This window comes from Streptomyces nitrosporeus (assembly GCF_008704555.1).
In the GTDB taxonomy this organism is placed as follows: domain Bacteria; phylum Actinomycetota; class Actinomycetes; order Streptomycetales; family Streptomycetaceae; genus Streptomyces; species Streptomyces nitrosporeus.
Genome location: NZ_CP023702.1, coordinates 5154531 through 5172076 on the forward strand (window position 1 = coordinate 5154531; position 17546 = coordinate 5172076).

The 17546-nt window shown below is 75.2% G+C and carries 11 protein-coding genes; all 11 read right to left on the bottom strand.

What is annotated here, in order from left to right; genetic code table 11:
* Position 1: 1 nt before the first annotated feature.
* The 11 genes from CP967_RS22815 to CP967_RS22865 all read right to left on the bottom strand — a co-directional run bounded on the left by CP967_RS22815 (position 2) and on the right by CP967_RS22865 (position 17545).
* A complete protein-coding gene (locus tag CP967_RS22815) occupies positions 2-3316 on the bottom strand; it encodes an ABC transporter permease (protein WP_150489749.1) in 3315 nt (1104 codons plus the stop codon).
* A 246-nt stretch (positions 3317-3562) separates the two neighbouring features.
* The gene (locus CP967_RS22820) at positions 3563-3967 is read right to left on the bottom strand and encodes a globin (RefSeq protein WP_150489750.1); all 405 of its coding nucleotides are present in this window, start codon (positions 3965-3967) and stop codon (positions 3563-3565) included.
* A 96-nt stretch (positions 3968-4063) separates the two neighbouring features.
* Complete coding sequence (locus CP967_RS22825; protein ID WP_150489751.1) at positions 4064-5437, bottom strand: FHA domain-containing protein; 1374 nt, start codon at positions 5435-5437, stop codon at positions 4064-4066.
* 62 nt (positions 5438-5499) lie between these two features.
* Positions 5500-6861 (bottom strand): vWA domain-containing protein, encoded by a 1362-nt coding sequence (locus tag CP967_RS22830; protein WP_150489752.1) that lies wholly within the window; start codon positions 6859-6861, stop codon positions 5500-5502.
* 138 nt (positions 6862-6999) lie between these two features.
* Entirely contained in the window at positions 7000-8379 is a 1380-nt protein-coding gene (locus CP967_RS22835) for a PP2C family protein-serine/threonine phosphatase (protein WP_150491998.1), read from the bottom strand.
* A gap of 2 nt (positions 8380-8381) precedes the next feature.
* Positions 8382-11162 carry a tetratricopeptide repeat protein gene (locus CP967_RS22840; RefSeq protein WP_208838876.1) on the bottom strand — a complete coding sequence of 927 codons (2781 nt, stop codon included), beginning with the start codon at positions 11160-11162 and terminating at the stop codon, positions 8382-8384.
* The gene (locus CP967_RS22845; RefSeq protein WP_150489754.1) at positions 11159-12499 is read right to left on the bottom strand and encodes a coiled-coil domain-containing protein; all 1341 of its coding nucleotides are present in this window, start codon (positions 12497-12499) and stop codon (positions 11159-11161) included. The genes CP967_RS22840 and CP967_RS22845 overlap by 4 nt, the downstream gene beginning before the upstream one ends.
* 42 nt (positions 12500-12541) lie before the next feature.
* On the bottom strand, positions 12542-13576 hold the full coding sequence (locus CP967_RS22850) for a glutamate ABC transporter substrate-binding protein (RefSeq protein ID WP_150489755.1): 1035 nt from the start codon (positions 13574-13576) through the stop codon (positions 12542-12544).
* An 11-nt stretch (positions 13577-13587) separates the two neighbouring features.
* Entirely contained in the window at positions 13588-14976 is a 1389-nt protein-coding gene (locus CP967_RS22855) for a hypothetical protein (RefSeq protein ID WP_150489756.1), read from the bottom strand.
* 338 nt (positions 14977-15314) lie between these two features.
* Entirely contained in the window at positions 15315-16289 is a 975-nt protein-coding gene (locus tag CP967_RS22860) for an N-acetylglucosamine kinase (RefSeq protein WP_150489757.1), read from the bottom strand.
* Complete coding sequence (locus CP967_RS22865; RefSeq protein WP_150489758.1) at positions 16280-17545, bottom strand: 6-phospho-beta-glucosidase; 1266 nt, start codon at positions 17543-17545, stop codon at positions 16280-16282. The genes CP967_RS22860 and CP967_RS22865 overlap by 10 nt, the downstream gene beginning before the upstream one ends.
* Position 17546: the final 1 nt, after the last annotated feature.

The following is a 17546-nucleotide window of genomic DNA, read 5'->3' on the forward strand; positions in this document are numbered from 1 at the left end:
GTCAGTTGTCCCCCTGGTGGCGGAGCGATACCGCGGGATCGGACCGGCGCAGCGTGAGCGCCGCGACGATCAGCAGCGGCAGCGCGGCGACCGCGGTCAGCAGCACCGCCACCTGCCCGGGCGGCAGCACCACCAGCACATCGGGCACCGGCCGGGCGGCCTGCCCGGTCAGCACGACCAGCGGCACGACGGCCCGGGTCAGCACCGCGCCCAGCGCCAGGCCGATCAGCACCGCCAGGGCGATCAGCACCCCCTGCTCGACGGCGACCATGCGCGCCAGACCACGCCGGGGAGCCCCCAGCGCCCGCAGCACCGCGAACTCCGCCGTCCGTTCGCGCTGGGAACCGGCCATCCCCACCGCGAAACCGACCGCGGCCAGCGCCGCCGCGACCGCCGCGACCGCCAGCAGCGCCGACTGCGGGCCGGCGCCCAGCGGATCGTCGGCCAGCTCCCGCGCGGTCTCGTCACGCACCAGGACCTGCGCCGGGTCCGTCCCGGGCAGCCCGCGCAGCAGGGCGGCGACCTCCGCCCCGCCCCCGGGCGCGGTGCTCAGCCACCACTCGGTGGGCGCGAGCGTGGCCCCGGCCCGGTGCGCCAGCACCTCGGAGACGGCCCGCAGATCCAGCAGCACGCTCCCGCCGGGCGTCACCGACGACCGCTCCCCGGGGCCGCCCGCCGCACCGGCGCCCCCGGAGCCGGCCCCGGTGGTGGGCAGCTCACGCACCGCCTTCACCAGCTCCACCCGGACCGTGTTCCCGGCCAGGACCAGATCGACCTCCTGGCCCAGCTCCGCGCCCGAGTGCTTCAGATAGGCGTCGGTGGCGACCGCCTTCAGCGCGGGGGCGGCGGGACGCAGCGCGGTGACCCGCAGCGTGTGCACCGGCGGCTCGAAGAAGCCGGGAGCGGCCCGGGAGGCGGAGCCGGTGGCGTAGCGGAAGGAGGGCGCGGCCCCGGAGTCCGTCACCGCCGCGGGCTTCGCACCGGGCTGTTCCTCGCCCGACGCCGTCAGCGTCGTCGCGGCCTGCCAGCGCACCGCGTCCGCGGACGCCACCGGGCGCTCGGCGCCGTCCGGGCCCTGCCCCCGCAGACCCGTCAGCGAGACCAGCCGGGTCCCGGGGGAACCGGGCACCTCGGTGTCCAGCTCGAAACCGGTGACGGCCAGGCGGCCCGCCGCCGACACGGGGAAGGAGAGCGTGTGCGGGCGCCCGTCCGCGGGCACCGGCCCCACACCGGTCCGGTACCCGATGCCGTAACGGTCCTCCAGCAGCACGCTGACCAGCGGAGCCGGCCCGGACTCCGGCCCCTTCCCGGCCGCGTCGCCGCGGATGCTCAGCTCGAACAGCCCCCGGGTGCTGCCCTCGGGCAGCACCAGCCCGGCCCGCGCCGTCCGGGGAGGAGCGATCGCGTCGTACAACTCCTGCGGGGCGGTGCCCGCGAGGTCCTCGCGCATCAGCATCCGCTCGCCCGCGTGCGCCGTGTCCAGAGCCAGCACGGTGGCCGTCAGCCCGCCCGAGAGCTCCGCCGTCGTACGGTACGCGGCCGCCGCGTCCCGTACCCCGGGCAGCTCCGTGTACGGGGCGGCCTTCGCCGGGTCGTTGCCGAGCCCGGCCGTCATCCGCACCGAGGCACCCGACCGGAAGTCCGCCTGGTCCCGCTGCGAACGGTCCCACGAGGCGCTCTGGCCGATCGCCAGCATGCCCGTCGCCACGGCCAGCACCAGCAGCAGCACCGGTCCCGCGCCCCGCAGCGGGCGGCGGCTGAACTGCCAGCCGGCCAGCGCCGCCTGGAGCCCCCGGCCGCCGGCCGCACGGCGCTCCGCGAGCCGGGCCGCCGGCGGCAGCAGCCGCAGGGTCAGCACCGTGCCCGCCAGCAGCGCCAGCGCCGGCGCCGCCACCAGCAGCGGATCGATACCGAGTTCGCCCTCCCGGTCCCCGCTGAGCGCGCCACCGGCCCCGGTCTGCCGGTTCAGCTGCCAGTACGCCACCCCGGCGACCAGCAGCAGGGCCAGGTCCGCGCCCGCGCGCACCGGGGCGGGCAGCGCGGACGCCCTCGCCCGCCGGACCCCGTCCGCACCCGCCCCCAGCGCGGGCGCCACCACCGCCAGCGCGCACACCAGCGCGACGCCCACGGCCACCAGCCACACCGTCCCGCCCGCCCCGCCCGCCAGCCGCAGACCGAGCCCGGTCAGCCCGCTGCGGTCGGCCAGCAGACCGGTCAGCGGCCCCGCGAGCAACGGGGCGGCCACGGCGGCGGGCACCGCGAGCAGCAGCGCCTCCGTCGCGGCCAGTCCCGCGATCCGGCGCCGCGAGGCGCCCCGGGCCCGCAGCAGCTCCGTCTCCCCGGCCCGCTCACTGCTCAGCAGCCGGGCCACCAGCAGCAACGCGTACCCGGCGAGCAGGACCAGCTGGACCGCGACGATCATGATCGTGGAACGGGCCACCAGCAGCGCCCGCTCGACCTGGCCGATGACCGTCGGCAGCGACGTACGCACCGTGGCACCGTCACCGAGCACGGCCCGCAGCGCCTCGGGGCCCTCGGTCGCCGCCTCGCTCAGGGACCGGGTCCGGTCGGTGGTCAGCCCCCGGAAGTCGGCCGAGGCCAGCCAGGACATCCGGTCGACGGTGACCCGGCCCGAGCCGATCACGGCCGGATCGGTGAGCAGCGGCCCATAGGTGGTGAAGACGACCTCGCGGACACCGCGCCCCTCCAGCGGGTCCAACTGCCAGTAGGGGTCCGCCAGATCGGCCGGCTCGTACAGGCCGGTGACCTCGATCCGGAGCGGCTGCCCCTTCAGCCTCTCGGTGAGCCGGAGCCGTGCGCCCGGCTCCAGCTCCAGGGCCTCGGCGGCGGCCCGGGGCAGCGCGACCTGCACCGGACGGTCCTTCCGCCCCGCCCCGGCCTCGGGCATCCGCCCGGCGGTGAGCCGGACCCGGCTGCGGTCGAGCGAGGCGAAATGCGTGAGGTCGGGTTCGCCACGCCGGGCGGCACCGTCCCCCGGCGAACGGGGCAGCGCGTACGGGCCGGAGGCCGCCAGCTGCCGCACGGTCACCGGCAGCCCGTCGAAGGTCTCCCCGGCGGCCCGGCGCACCGCCGCGTCCGCCTCGGCCCGGTCCTCCAGGTCCACCCCTGCGGACACCACCAGGGACGCGGGCTCGGCGGACCGGTGGGTGAGCGTGTGCCGCAGCGCGGCGTCGCCTATGGAACCGGAGAACGCGGTGAGCGCCGCCAGCACGCAGGTGGTGAGCAGAACGGCCAGCAGGGCGGCGGCGAGCAGGAGCCGGTGCGCCCGCACCCGCAGAAAGACGAACCCCGTCACCCGATCCCCCGTACCTCAGCAGTCACACGCCCCCCGACGTTCCCCGGATGCTTTCAGAGGGCAGAGCGCTTGGAAACCGCCCGGAGGCGCATTTGACGGGATCGTGACCGTTATCCGGTGCCGGAGTACCGCATTCCGGAAACCGCCGGACGGCGGCGGCCGGCCCGCGGTGACCTGCGAGGGTCTGCGGTGGCCTGCTGTCCCCGCCCCCGCCCCCGCTCACGGTCCGGGCGGGGGAGAGGGTGGTCAGTCGGCGGTGTTGACCATCGAGGCGGCGGCGTAGGTGAGGTAGTCCCACAGCTGCCGGTCGTGCTCGGGGGAGAGCCCCAGCTCGTCGAGCGCCGTCCGCATGTGGCCCAGCCAGGCGTCGTGCGCCGCACGGTCCACCCGGAACGGGGCGTGCCGCATCCGCAGCCGGGGATGCCCCCGGCGGTCGCTGTAGGTGCGCGGACCGCCCCAGTACTGCATCAGGAAGAGGGCGAACCTCTCCTCGGCCGGGCCCAGATCCTCCTCGGGGTACATCGGCCGCAGCAGCGGGTCGTCCGCGACGCCTTCGTAGAAACGGTGGACCAGGCGCCGGAAGGTCTCCTCGCCACCGACCTGTTCGTAGAAGGTCTGCTCCTGAAGCGTGTCGCGCCGAATCTCAGTCACCCGTCCATGGTCGCAGACGCACCGGCCGAGTACGGAGGGCTTAGGTCCCCGCTCCGGGCCGGCCGGCCCCGGGCGCACGGCCGCCCGGGGCCGGGCTCAGTCGCGGCGGACCGTGATCGTCGTCCAGGCACCGACATGGACCTGGTCACCGTCCTGGAGCGGGACGGGGACGTACGGCTGGATCGGGTCCTCGGCGCCGTTGAGGGTCGTGCCGTTGGTGGAGTTCTGGTCCACCACGGCCCAGCTCCCGTCCGGCTGCCGCACCAGCACCGCGTGCTGGTGCGAGACGCCCGGGTCCTCCGGCGGCACGGCGAGGTCGATGTCGGGCGACTCCCCGGTGCTGTGCCGGCGCCGGCCGATGGTGACCTGGTTGCCGCCCAGCGCCAGACGCTGCTCCGGTGAGTACGCGGGCAGGTTGAGCCCTGTGGCCTCGGGCCCGCTCCGCTGCATCATCGCCAGGAAGTACTCCCGGTCCGGTGCGATCACCGCGGTCCACGTGCCCGGTCCCGGCCCCTGGCCCGCGCCCTGCTGACCCGGGCCCTGCCCCGGGAACTGCTGCGGCGGGCCCTGGCCGGGCTGCGGCGCCGGACCGCCGGGAGGAGCCTGCGGCCCCTGAGGCCCCTGCTGGAAGGACTGCGGCGGCTGCTGCTGCGAGGGCGGCGGCAGCATCCAGTCGTCGTCGCCCCCCGGCCGCGGCGCCTCGGGAGCCTGCGGGCGGGGCGGGGCGGCCGGACCCGCCTGCTGCTGGAACACCGGCGGCGGTCCCTGGCGCTGCGGTTCGAACGGCGACGGCCCGCCGGGCCCGCCCTGCGGATTGGGGTGCCCCTGCGGACCGGGGTGCCCCTGAGGCCCGGGATGCCCCTGTGGACCGTGGTGTCCCTGAGGGCCGGGATGCCCCTGCGGGCCGGAGGGCGGCTGGGCGCCGGGACGGCCCTGCTGGTCGAACGGGGACGGCGACTGCTGCTGGAACGCGGGCGGAGGCGGAGGCCCCTGCTGGAACGACGGCGGGGGCGGCGGACCGCCCTGCTCCGGGGCGAGCGGCTCGGCCGGCCGGTTCACCTGCGAGGGCCGCGAACTCTGGTACTCGAACGGGTCGCGCTGCTGCGGCGGCGGGCCCTGCTGCGCCTGGAAACCCGGCGGCAGGTTCAGCCCCGGCACCGGGCCGCCCGGCGCCCCGGGCTGCGGAGCCAGCGGGGTGTACGACGTCGCCGTGTTGGTGAGGAAGTTCCAGCGGCACTCCTCGCAGAACGGCGCCATCGCCTCACGCGGGGTACGGCACTGCGGGCACAGCTCGGCCTGCGCGGTCGGCTCGCCGGGCCCGGAAGGGCCCTGCGGGTAGCCGTAACCGGCGGCGGGCGGCGGAGGCGGGGGAACGGCGCCCGCAGGCGCGCCCACCCCGGCCATGCGATGTCCGCAGACCTCGCACCAGTCCTCGGAACCCGACTGGTGTCCGTTCGGGCAGGTCGGCATGTCGGCGCGTCCCCCTCTCCTCGTCCGGCCCCAGGGGCCGTCATGCTCTGTCGTCTCAGCGGCTACTTCTTGACGCGGACGGTCTTGGTCGAGCGTGTCTCGAGTGTCATCTCGTCCGCTTCCGCCACCTTCGCCTTCAGTCGCACAGTACCGGTCGCCGCGTCGACGACGTCGACCACCTTCGAAAGCAGTTTCGCAGTATCCGCGTTTCCGGAGGCGGACGCGAGCTGCACCGCACGGCCCAGTTTGGCGGTCGCGCCGTCGAAATCTCCCGATTTGCGCGCGTCGAGGCCCTGTTGGATGACCTGTGCCAGTTCGGCCTGTCCCGTGTAGTGGGCGACCTGCGGGTTGATCGAGGTGGACGCGGTCATGTCATCGGTCCACACCGCCCGCACGAGCCCCTGCGACAGGGGCCGGGGCGGCTCACCGGGAGCGGTGGCCGGCAGGATCAGCGAGACCCGGACCGCCAGCATCTCCTGTCCGATGCCGGCCTCCGGAACCCGTACGCAGACGTGGTAGTCCCGGGACTCGTCCCCCCACGAGCCGGTCGGGTAGTCCCCCGCCCGGGGGCCCGCCGCGGTGCGCCGGCCGGTCAGGTCGACGACCGTGGGCGCCACCTGCTTGACGAACGCGATCTCCGCGCCGACGGGGGTCCAGAGCCGCAGCGCCACGTCCGCGACCTCCTTGCCCATCACGTCCTCCATCATCCGCGTGAAGTCCGCCGACAGTCCCGAGGGATCGGCCACGATGTCGGCCGAGCCGAGCAGCGCGGAGGCGATCGCTGTGACCTCTTTCACCTCCCAGTCGGTCCCGACACCCCGGGCGTCACAGGTGAAACGGCCCGCGCAGGCATCCAGCGCCGCCCGCAGGTCCTCCGGCGACTCGTGCTCGTTGCGCCCGTCGGTGAGGAGGACGCCGTGCCGGATGTCCACGTCGGCGGCGCCCAGCAGCCGGTCGGCCAGCCGCAGCCAGGTACCGATCGCCGTACCGCCGCCCGCGCTCAGCCCGCGCAGCGCCTCCTTGGCCTGGGCCCTGGTCCCGGCGTCGGCCGTCGCCAGGGCGCCGTCGCCCGGATACACGTCCTTGGCGACGTGGGTGCCCGCCACCACCGAGAACCGTGTGCCGTCCCGCAGCGTGTCGATGGCCGCCGCCGTCGCGTCCCGGGCGTGACGCATCTTCGTCGGCGGGTACTCCATCGAGCCGGAGCAGTCCACCATGAGCACCACGGCGGCGTCCGGCCCCCGCCCCGGGCCGCGGGACCCGGAGCCCGGCGCGTCGGACAGCGGCTCCCCGCCGGTGGTGCCGCCCCCGGTGGACGTGACGGTGACGATCGCGTTGACCTCGCGCCCGCCTTCGGGCAGGTACTCGTTCTGGTACACCTCGACGGAGAACTGCGGCACGTTCGACTTGGAGAAGATGGCCATCTGATCGGCTCCTTGGGGCTCCACACAGGTCAGGTGAAGGCCGGTGTAAGGACAGAGTTCAGGCCGGGCGGGAGCGCCGGGCGCGAGGAGGTGCGGGCCGTACGGGGAGGGCGCGGGCAGAGTTCCGGCCCGCGCCGCTCAGGTGGTCCGGTAGGCCGATCCTGCCCCCTGCGGCGGCACGGCGAACGGCAGCAGGGCCACTGTTACGTTGTCGTGGCCCCCGCCGTCCAGCGCGTGGCCCACCAGGGCCCTGGCGCCGTGCAGCGGCCGGGCGTAGGCGTCGGACGGCACGGCCGAGGCCATCTCGGCCGCCGCCTCCGCGTAGTTCCACAGCCCGTCGGTGCAGACCACCACCAGACCCGGCCGGTCGGGCTTGAACGACGCGGTGTGCGGCTCCAGTTCGTACGCGTCGGCGCCGAGCCACCCCGTGATGGCGTGGGCGCGCTCGTCGGCGTACGCCTCCGCCTCGTTCATCAGGCCCGCGGCGACCATCTGGGCCGCCCACGAATCGTCCTCGGTGAGCCGGGCCGGAGGGGACGCGGGGTCCTGGGGGACCCAGTAGACACGGCTGTCCCCGACCCACCCGACGACCAGCAGACCGCCGGCCGCGATCGCGCCGACCAGGGTGCAGGCCGGGGCGTTCTGATGGCGGTGCGGATCGTGTTCCGGGGCCTGGGCACCGTCCTGGGCCAGGGCGTTGACCGCCCCGGCCGCCGCCAGGATCGCTTCGTGCATCGCCGTCTGCGGGTGCGTACCGCGCGGCAGCGCCTCCAGCAGCGACTCGTTGGCGGCGCTCGCCGCGGCGGCGGAGGCCTCGTCGGGGCGGCTCGCGGACGAGACACCGTCGCAGACGACGGCCACGACGGCCGGCGAACCGTCCGGCAGGGCGGTACTGGACACCGCGAACGAGTCCTCGTTGCGGTGATGGCGCAGTCCCCGGTCGCTGACCGCCGCCACCGCGCCGAGTTCCTGTTCCATGTGGTCGCGCTCACGGGGCTGGGCATGACCGCAGTTCTCGCAGTACCCGTCGGTGTCCACCCGGCCCGAACGGCAGGCGACGCAGACCTTGCCGCCGGCGGCACCCGCCCTGGCCGGCGGGTGCTCGGCGGTACGCGGATCGGGCGCGGCGAGCTCGAAGTCGCCGGAGCCGGCGGCGTCCGGACCGTCGAAGCGGACCGGCGCGGGCTCCCGGACGGGCAGCGGATCGCCCCCGGAGTCCACCCCCGGCAGGTCACCGGGGCGGTGGGTGGGCGCCGGTACGTCCGAACTGTCGGCCTCACGCGCCGCGGGCCACTCCACGGCCCCGGCCCCCGGAGCGTCCGGGACGCCACCGCCGCCCGCGCCCGGGGCCGCGTTCCGCGCGGGAAGGGTGATCGCGACGGTCGGGCGGTCGGGCGGGGGAGCCGGGACGACCGAGAGGTCGTAGCCGCACGCCCCGCAGAACAGGTCGCCCGGTTCCAGCGGTTCCTCGCAGCTGGGACACCCCGGCAAGGAGGTCCGCTGGTGGCTCTGTGACATCTTCACACCCAGGTCCGGGGGCGGAAACGGTTGGCCCGTTCCACCAGTTCGATCCTCTCGTCGCCCCGCTGCGCCAGCCGGGCGAGCATCCGGTACGAGCGTTCGAGCCCGAACCGGAGGCCCCGCTCGTCCAGTTCGCTGCCCAGCAGCTTCCCCGGTCCGCCCGGGGAGGGGGAGGCCGGGGACGGCGGCTGGGCCGCGGGACTACCGGAGAGTACCCAGTCCAGGGCCTTCCCCAGCACCTCGGTCGCCAACTGCTCCCTGCGCACCGCGTCCAGGCCGTACCCCCGCAAGGCGGTCACCTGGTCCGCCGCCGCCGACAGGTCGCCGAACAGCGCCTCCTGCGGGGCCCGTTCGCGCAGCCGGGCGCGCACCGCGGCCACCCGGGCCGCCGTGTAGTGGATCGACGCCTCGGGGACCGACTCCAGCGTCCGCACCGCCCCGGCCCGGTCACCCACCGCGAGCTGCACCCGGGCCAGACCGAACGCCGCGCTCACGAAACTGGGATCGGTCGTCCACACCAGCCGGTAGTACTCGGCGGCGTTGTCCAGCTGGCCCAGCACCTCCGCGCAGACACCGAGGGCCAGCTTCGGCGCGGGCTCGCCCGGGAACGCGTCGTAGACCGCGTCGAACGCGAGGGCCGCGTGCTCCTTGTCACCCGTCACCAGCGACGTCAGACCCCGGTACCACACCACCCGCCAGTCGTCCGGGTGCTGGGACTCGACGGAGGCCAGCACCCGGACCGCGGAGTCGAGTTCCCCCGTCTCCAGCCGGGCACGCAGCTCCCGCAGCCGGGTCTCCAGCGACGCGGCGGGCACCGAGCGCAGGGCCGTGATCAGTTCGGCCGGAGCCGAGGCCGGCATCCCGGCGAGGAAACCGGCGTTCGGGTCGTTCGCGTCGACCCGGGGGACCGGCAGGGCCAGCGAGGTGGCCCGGGCGTCGAACACCGCGAGCACCGGGGCACCGCCGACGGGCGCGGCGGGCGGGGGACCGGGATCGGGGACCGCGCGCGGTCCCGGGACGGCCGTCCGCGTCGCGGCGTACGCGAGCGCCCCGCCGGCCCCGCCCGCCGTGCCGGCCGCACCGCCCCGGACGTGCGTGTCGGGCGCGTACACCGGAGCGGCCCCGGCGGCCGGTCCGGCCGGGACGGGCGGAGCGGCCGGGGCCGCCGCCCGGCCCGCCGGCCCGGGGGCCCCGCCCGCCGCGGCGGCCGGTGCCCGGCCCCGGCGGCGCCCGGGTCCCGGGGCCCGCCCGGACCGGGCGCCCAGCAGCGACACCTCGTCCGCCGGGTCGGCGAACAACCGCGTGTCCGTCACCCGCAGTTCCGTGCCGAAGAGCGTGGACAGCGCGGGGCGCGGGCGCCCGGTCTGCAACGCCACCACCTCCCGCAGCACCCCCGTCAGCTGCTCGGCCATCTCCGCCGCCGAGGCGAACCGGCGCGCCGGATCGGGGTCGGTGGCCCGCACGAGCAGCCGGTAGAAGGACTCGTAGCGCCGGAACACCTCGATGTTGTCCGGATCGGGCAGCGAGTCCACGAAGACGTTGGTGTACCCCTGGAAGTCGAAGGTCAGCACCGCGAGCGTCCGCGCGACCGTGTACAGGTCGGAGGCGACGGACGGGCCCGCCTCGGCCACCTCCGGCGCCTGGTAGCCGACGGTGCCGTAGATCGCCGACTCGGCGTCGTCCATCCGGCGCACCGCGCCCATGTCGATCAGCTTGAGCTGGTCCTCCGTCTGGATCGCGTTGTCGACCTTGAAGTCGCAGTAGAGGAGGTTGCGGCTGTGCAGATGACCGAGCGCCTCCAGCGCCTCGATCCCGTACGCGCAGGCCTGCTCGACCGGCAGCGGGTCCCTCTTCCCCTCCGGCGTACGGCGCTCGTTGGCGATCTCCTTGAGCGCCTTGCCGCCGATGTACTCCATCACTATGTAGCCGTCCAGCGAACCGGTCCGCTGGTCCAGGTGCTCCACGAAGTTGTAGATCCGCACGATGTTGGAGTGCTCGATCTCCGCGAGGAAGCGCCGCTCGGAGATGGCCGCCGCCATGGCGTCCTGGTCCCCGGTGTCCAGCAGGCCCTTGAGGACCACCCAGCGGTCCGCGACCGCGCGGTCCACCGCCAGGTACACCCAGCCCAGCCCGCCGTGCGCCAGACAGCCCGCCACCTCGTACTGCCCGTGCACGATGTCACCGCCGCGCAGCTTCGGCACGAAGGAGTAGGGGTGGCCGCACTTGGTGCAGAAACCCTCGGTGCGGCCCGGCCGGTCACCGCGCGAGCGGCCCACCGGGGCACCGCAGTCCGACCGCGAGCAGAACCGCTTCCGCTCGGGTACCTCCGGGTTCGGCATCACCGCGGTCCGCGGGTCGGGCCGGGGCACCTCGGGGACGAGCACCAGCCCGGCCCCCAGTCTGCTCCTGCTGGGCGCGGAGCCCGTCGAGCCGCCCGAGGCGCGCACCGACACCGAGCGGGACGTACGGGTCCCGGACAGCGAGCGGGAGAGCCGGCCGGAGACCGAACGGCGGGACGTCGAGGAACGCGAGGACCCCGACGAGGACCGTGAGGAGGAGCGCGAACCCGACCGCTGCGAACCGCTGCCGCTCACCCCGCCGCCCGCGACCCCGGTGGGCGGGGAGCTGAGCAGGCCGGCCCCGGGCCCCCGGCCGTGCCCGGACGGGGGCCCCGCGGACGCCACCACCGGCGCCAGCCCGCAGGTGTCGCAGTACAGCTCACCGCCGCCCATGTCCTCGTAGTTCCCCTCGCACAAGGGGCGCTGGCACCGCGTACTCATGTCGTCCCCCCGTACCCGTACGCACCGGATCCGCCGTGGTCCCGGGGTGCCAGCAGTTCCGCGGCGGCCCGCTGGTAGCGCAGCACCGCCTGTTCGGCGGCCCGCAGATCACAGGGCGCGCTCCACAGCATCCGGCGGGCCAGGTCGTACCGTTCGATCAGCAGAGGGTCCTCCGCCCCGCCGTGCCGGGCCACCTTCGCCCGGTACGCGTCGAGCCGGCCGCGCAGCTCCGCGCGGACCGCCAGCGGGGCGGTGACCGACGTCAGCGACTCACGGGCCCGCAGCAGTTCGTCCTCGGCCTCCCGCTCCAGCGCGTCCAGCAGCGGCGAGAGACGGTTCCACCGGGCGTTCCTGCGGTGCTCGGAGGCCGCCGCCAGCCGCTCCTGGAGAGCGGTCGGCGGGCCGCTCACCGCGGGCACCTCCGAAGCGGCGATCTTCGCGAGCACCTCCCCGCGCGCCGTCCGCGCCTCGGCCAGCGTCCGGTCCGCCCGGGAGAGCACGTCACGCAGCCTGACCAGGCGCTGCTCGGCGTCCTGCCGCACCGCGAGCACCGCCTCGATCTCCCGGCGCACGTCCTCCAGGGCGCGGGCCGCCCGGTCGTAGCGGCTGGTGTCCGGCCTGCCCCCGCCCGGCGCCGCGCTGCCGGGACCCGGCAGCCAGAACGCCAGCGGGTCGGAGACCACCTGCGTCCGGAGCGTGGCCAGCTCCCGGGTGATCTCCTCCAGGTCGTCCCCGGCCGGGTGCTCCCCGGGCCTGACCCCCACCGACCGGGCCAGGGACAGGGTGCGGCGCAGCTCGGCGGCGAGCAGGTCTATCCGGGCGGGCAGCGCCGACCACACGGAGTCGGAGGCGACGACCATGTCCAGCGAGCGGGCGTACAGGTCGTTCATCCGGGTGACCAGCTCCTCCAGCGTGAACCGCTCGGAGAGCCTGGCCGGACCGGTCTCCGGGGACGCGCCGGCCGCCCCCGGATTCGCGACGGCCACCCCGTCACCGCGCAGCAGCTCCGTCAGCGCCACCAGGTCGTCCCTGCTGGGGTGGCGCCGCCTGGACCTGATCCCGCGGGCGGAGGCGAGCGCCCCGGTGTACGCGTCGAAGTACGTCCACAGCAGGGTGATCGCCTGCTCGGTGGCGGCCCAGCGCTCCCTGGTCACACCGGTCAGCTCGGCCCCCTCCAGGAGCCGGCGGCCCGCATGGTCCTGGAGTGCCAGCAGCGAGGTCTCCACGGCCTCGTGCTCGGCCCCGAGCCGGGCCAGCGCACGGTCCGCCTCGTCCCGGTCCATGACCGGGCCGGGACGTCCGCCCGCGTAACCGGGGAAGGAACCCGCCACGCCCATCGATCACCTCTCCGCTCGTCACCCGGGCCGCGGCCCGGAAGGTCAGTTGCTCCGGTACAGGGGCGCCGGCGGCGCCTCGACACCGGGCAGCCCCTCCTCCAGCCAGGCGCGGTACGACTTCATCCAGGGGCTGTCGTCACCGCCCCTGCGGTACTCCTCCAGCACGTGGTTGACCCGGGCCACCAGGTCGTCGGAGCCCCGCTTCACCGCGACGCCGTAGTACTCGGTGGTGAAGGGCGCGCCCTTCAGCTCCACCGCCGGGTCCTGGGCCGCCTGCCCGGCCGCCAGGGCGTTGTCGGTGACCACCGCGTCGACCTCGCCGAGTTGCAGCCGTACCAGGCAGTCCAGCTGGCTGGGGACGGTCAGCCGGTCCAGGTCCCGGCCGGTGCCGTCGTGCTCGTCCTTGAAGACCGCGCCGAACGACTCCTTCTCCAGGGCGTCGTAGGCCGTCGAACCCTCGGCGCTGCACACCCGCTTGCCCTTCAGGGAGGTGTCGTACCCCGTGATGTCCGACTCCTTCGGGGCCAGGACCTGCTGCCCGGCGCGGAAGTAGGCGGTGGAGAACGAGACCTGCTCCAGGCGCTTGCAGTTGATGGTCATCGTGCGGACGACGACGTCGACCCGGCCGTTCTCCAGGGCGGCGATCCGCTGGTTGGTGGGGATGGCCCGGAAGATCACCGCGTCCCGGTCGCCGAGGACGTCCTCGGCGATGGCCCGCACCAGGTCGATGTCGAAGCCCTCCAGCGTTCGCGTCTCGGGGTTGCGGTACCCCCAGCGGAAGCTGTTCTGGTCCACCCCGGCGACCAGCTTCCCGCGCGCGCGGATCTTCTCGATGTCCGGCCCGCCCCCGCTCGACGCCGGCAGGCTCGCCTCCGGGCTCGTGCACGCCTCGTCGGCGGCGGGCACCGCGGAGGCCACCGGTGTGCCGGCGCCCCGCCCGGCGGTGTCCGGGCCCTTGTGGTGCGCCAGGGGCAGCAGGGCGGCCGCGGCCGTGACGGCGCAGGCCACCGCCATGCCCGCCACCCCGCCCCAGCCGCGCAGCCCGCCGCGCACCACGCGGACGTCTCTTCCTCTCATCGTCCCCCCTCTCACCGGTACTCCGAGAGCCTGCGGTTGATCCCGGCGATCGCGGCGACCGCGCCCAGGGCCGCGAGCACGGCCGCCCCGGCCGGCAGCCCGCCGAACGCCCCGCGCCCGCTCTCCGCCGCGGCGGTGAACTCGCCCTGTTCGTGACCGAGGGCCCGGGTCAGCGCGGCGTCCACCTCCGCGAAGGACTCGCCCGTGGACCGCCCCGGGCCGATGATCTGCTCCAGGGCGCCGTTGTAGTCGCCCTGGTCGTCGGTCGCCCTGGCCGCCCGGTGGCGCTTCTGCCACTCGGCCGCACCGCTGACGGCCTCCGCCACCGGCCCACCGCCCGGGGAGCCCCCGGCGAGCCGCCCGGCGTGCTCCAGCCGGCCGCGGAGCGACTTCATGCCCGTGGTGTAGTCCTTCTCGTACTTGTCCTGTGCGCCGTCGGCCGTCAGCACCGCGCCGCGGGCGACCAGGGTGAGGTTCTCGTTGGCGCGCGCCTTCAGCGAGTCGATGCGCGCCTTGTTGAGGACGTCCAGCGACTCCTGCCCGTGGACCATCGCGTCGCGCAGTCCGGCCCGCGCGACCGTGTGCCCCACGGCCAGCCACAGCAGCACCACCGCCGTCACCGCGGTCGCCGCCAGCAGCCCCTGGTTGAACACCCGGTTCGTACGGCGGTAGTTGCGCCGCTGCGTCCACACCAGCGCGGCCAGGGCCACCACTCCGGCGCCCAGCGCGAAGAAGGGCCACCGCCGGGCGTCGTCCGTGTCGGAGTGCAGCCGGCCGGTCTCCGTCTCGTACAACCGTTCGGCCGCCGGGAGGAGTTCGGCGGTCATCTTCTGGTTGGCGTACCGGAGGTAGGCGCCGCCGAGCGGCAGCCCCTGCCGGTTGTTGGCGCGGGCCCGTTCGACCAGCCCCGTGTAGACGGGCAGCAGTTCGTTGAGGGTGGTGATCTCCTGGCCCGAGGCGGAACCGGCGTCCGTGTTCGCGGCGGCCCTCACCAGGAGCCGGGCCGCTTCCCCCACGGCCTTCTCGTACTGCTCGTGGACGGCTTCGGGCTCCTCGGCGCCGGCCAGGAAACCGCTCGCCGCCATCGTGTCGGCGCTCGCGAGCGAACGGTAGACGGCCGCCGCGTCCGAGCTCAGCGGCTGACTGCGCGACACCACGTCGTCCGCGGCCGAGGAACGGTCCGAGACCTCCAGGGCGGTGACCGCGCCGAACGCCACGACCAGGAGGGCCAGTACGGCACCGATGATCTGGAGCCGGCCGGGTTCCGTCGTCGCCGCCGCACGCAGCCGTTCGGCGGCCACCGCGCGGGCGCTCCCGCGCTGCGCGGGCACGGCCGCCGGCGCGGCGGGCCGGCCGGGCACGGGCTCCCGCTGCGGCTCCGCGTTCGGCGGGTGTGTCACGTGACCTCCCCCTCGGTCATCGGCGGCGGCCGCCCCTCCGGCCGTCCGGAGGAAGGGCTCCGGCCAGAAGTATGGCCGCAGGAACCGCCATTCACCAGGAACGCCCGGATCCCGCACCGGTTCCCGTATTCGATCAGGACCGGCACGGGCGATCAAGGCGTTCCCCGGCGAGCCCCCCGGAGACCGGAAGGGATCGCCCCCCGTCCTGAACACGAACGGGACAACTGATCGGTTCCCGTACGCAAGGGGCAGCCCGCCGGCCCGGGACCGCCGGGCCCCGGGAGGCTCCGGACCAAAGGGCCCCGGGAGGCTCCGGACGAAAGGGGCGTCCGGAGCCCTCAGGCGTAGTGCGCGCGCAGGGCGCGGTGCGCCGCGGGTGCCGCCCCGACCCGGTCCAGGCCCAGCAGTCCCGCCCCCAGCACCGGAGGCTGGCCCACCACCCGGATCACCGCTCCGGGGGCACGCTCGGACAGAAGTGCGGTGATCCTCCGGTCCAGCCGGGCGTGCCGCGCGGCCAGCACACTGCCGCCCAGGACGACGGGGACCTCCTGGTCCAGCAGTCCCAGCCGGCCCAGCGCCACCGACGCCATCGCCACGACCTCGTCGGCCAGCCGGTCCACCAGGGCGGCGGCCACCGGGTCGCCGGCCTCGCTGGTCGCGAACAGCACCGGGGTCAGCGCGTGCCGCTGCCGCGCGTCGATCCGGCCGCGGTGCAGCGCCTCGATCAGCTCGTACATCGAACCCAGCCCGAAGCGGGCGGGCAGCGCCCGCGCCAGCTCCGTCGGCTCCCCGCGTCCGTCCTCGGCCCGCGCCGCGAACCACAGGGCCTCCTCGGCGAGGCCCGAACCGCCGCCCCAGTCACCGGATATCCGGCCGATCGCCGGGAAACGCGCGGTACGCCCGTCGGGCACCATGCCCACGCAGTTGATCCCCGCGCCGCAGACCACGGCGACGCCCCGCGGCTCGTCCACCCCGGCCCGCAGGATCGCGAAGGTGTCGTTGCGCACCTCGACGGTGCGCCCCCACCCCCGGGCCCGCAGGGCCTCGGCCAGCTCCTCCTCCTCGACCGGGAGATCGGCGTTGGCCAGACACGCCGACACGTGCTCCACGGGGCCGGCGGACTCCCCGCACAGCGCCAGGGCGTCCCCGACCACCGCGGCCAGGACGTCCACCGCCGGCTCCACCCCGACCAGCGGCGGCTGGAAACCCCCGCCGCGCGCGGAGGCGAGAACGGTGCCGTCCTCGCCGATCAGCGCCACGTCGGTCTTGCTGTTCCCCGCGTCGACGGCGAGGACCGAAGCGTTCACGCCCACGCCAGGTGCTCCCGGTTGTGCGCGATCAGCAGGTCGGTGAGCTTGTCGGCGTACTCCACCTGCCCGACCAGCGGGTGGGCCAGCAGGGCCTTGAACACCCGGTCCCTGCCGCCGTGCAGCGCCGCCTCCAGCGCCAGGCCCTCGTACGCGCTCACGCCCGCGACCAGCCCCGCGTAGAGCGGGTCGAGCGCCGGGACGGCCAGCGGGAGAGCCCCCGTGCCGTCCACCCGGGCCTGCGTCTCGATCACCGCGTCGTCCGGGAGGAACGGCAGCGTGCCGTTGTTGTACGTGTTCACCACCTGCACCGCCGGACCGCCCCCGCCGAGCAGCGAGGCCGCCAGGTCCACGGCCGCCTCGGAGTAGAAGGCGCCGCCGCGCCGGGCGAGCAGTTCCGGCTTCTCGTCCAGTGCGGGATCGGCGTACAGGGCGAGGAGTTCCTTCTCCATCGCGGCGACCTCGGCGGCCCGGGACGGCTTGGTGCCGAGCTCCCGGACCACCTCGTCGTGGGCGTAGAAGTACCGCAGGTAGTAGGAGGGCACCACACCGAGCCGGTCCAGGACGGAGCGGGGCATCCGCAGGTCGGCGGCGACGGCCTCCCCGTGCGCCTCCAGCAGCTTCGGCAGGACGTCCTCGCCGCCGGGGCCGCCGAGGCGCACGCCCAGCTCCCAGGAGAGGTGGTTGAGCCCCACGTGGTCCAGGTGCACCTCGGCGGGCGCCACGTCGAGCAGCCGGGCGAACTTGCGCTGGAAGCCGATCGCCACGTTGCACAGCCCGACCGCCTTGTGCCCGGCCCGCAGCAGGGCCCGGGTCACGATGCCGACCGGGTTGGTGAAGTCGATGATCCAGGCGTCCGGGTTGCTCCGCCGGACCCGCTCGGCGATGTCCAGGACGACCGGCACGGTGCGCAGCGCCTTGGCGAGACCGCCGGCCCCGGTGGTCTCCTGGCCGACGCAGCCGCACTCCAGCGGCCAGGTCTCGTCCTCGTTGCGGGCGGCCTGCCCGCCGACCCGCAGCTGGAGCAGGACGGCGTCGGCGCCCTCCACCCCCGCGTCCAGGTCGGCGGTGGTGGTGATCGTGCCCGGGTGGCCCTGCTTGGCGAAGATCCGCCGGGCGAGCGGGCCGATGAGGTCGAGCCGGTCGGCCGCCGGGTCGACGAGGACCAGCTCCTCGATGGGCAGGGTGTCGCGCAGCCGCGCGAACCCGTCGATCAGTTCAGGGGTGTAGGTGGATCCCCCACCCACTACTGCGAGCTTCATC

What these genes read in the sequence shown, in the direction of transcription:
- CP967_RS22825 (WP_150489751.1), bottom strand. Translation starts at nt 5,437, where the DNA reads ATGCCGACCTGCCCGAACGGACACCAGTCGGGTTCCGAGGACTGGTGC.
- CP967_RS22830 (WP_150489752.1), bottom strand. Translation starts at nt 6,861, where the DNA reads ATGGCCATCTTCTCCAAGTCGAACGTGCCGCAGTTCTCCGTCGAGGTG.
- CP967_RS22835 (WP_150491998.1), bottom strand. Translation starts at nt 8,379, where the DNA reads ATGTCACAGAGCCACCAGCGGACCTCCTTGCCGGGGTGTCCCAGCTGC.
- CP967_RS22840 (WP_208838876.1), bottom strand. Translation starts at nt 11,162, where the DNA reads ATGAGTACGCGGTGCCAGCGCCCCTTGTGCGAGGGGAACTACGAGGAC.
- CP967_RS22845 (WP_150489754.1), bottom strand. Translation starts at nt 12,499, where the DNA reads ATGGGCGTGGCGGGTTCCTTCCCCGGTTACGCGGGCGGACGTCCCGGC.
- CP967_RS22850 (WP_150489755.1), bottom strand. Translation starts at nt 13,576, where the DNA reads ATGAGAGGAAGAGACGTCCGCGTGGTGCGCGGCGGGCTGCGCGGCTGG.
- CP967_RS22865 (WP_150489758.1), bottom strand. Translation starts at nt 17,545, where the DNA reads ATGAAGCTCGCAGTAGTGGGTGGGGGATCCACCTACACCCCTGAACTG.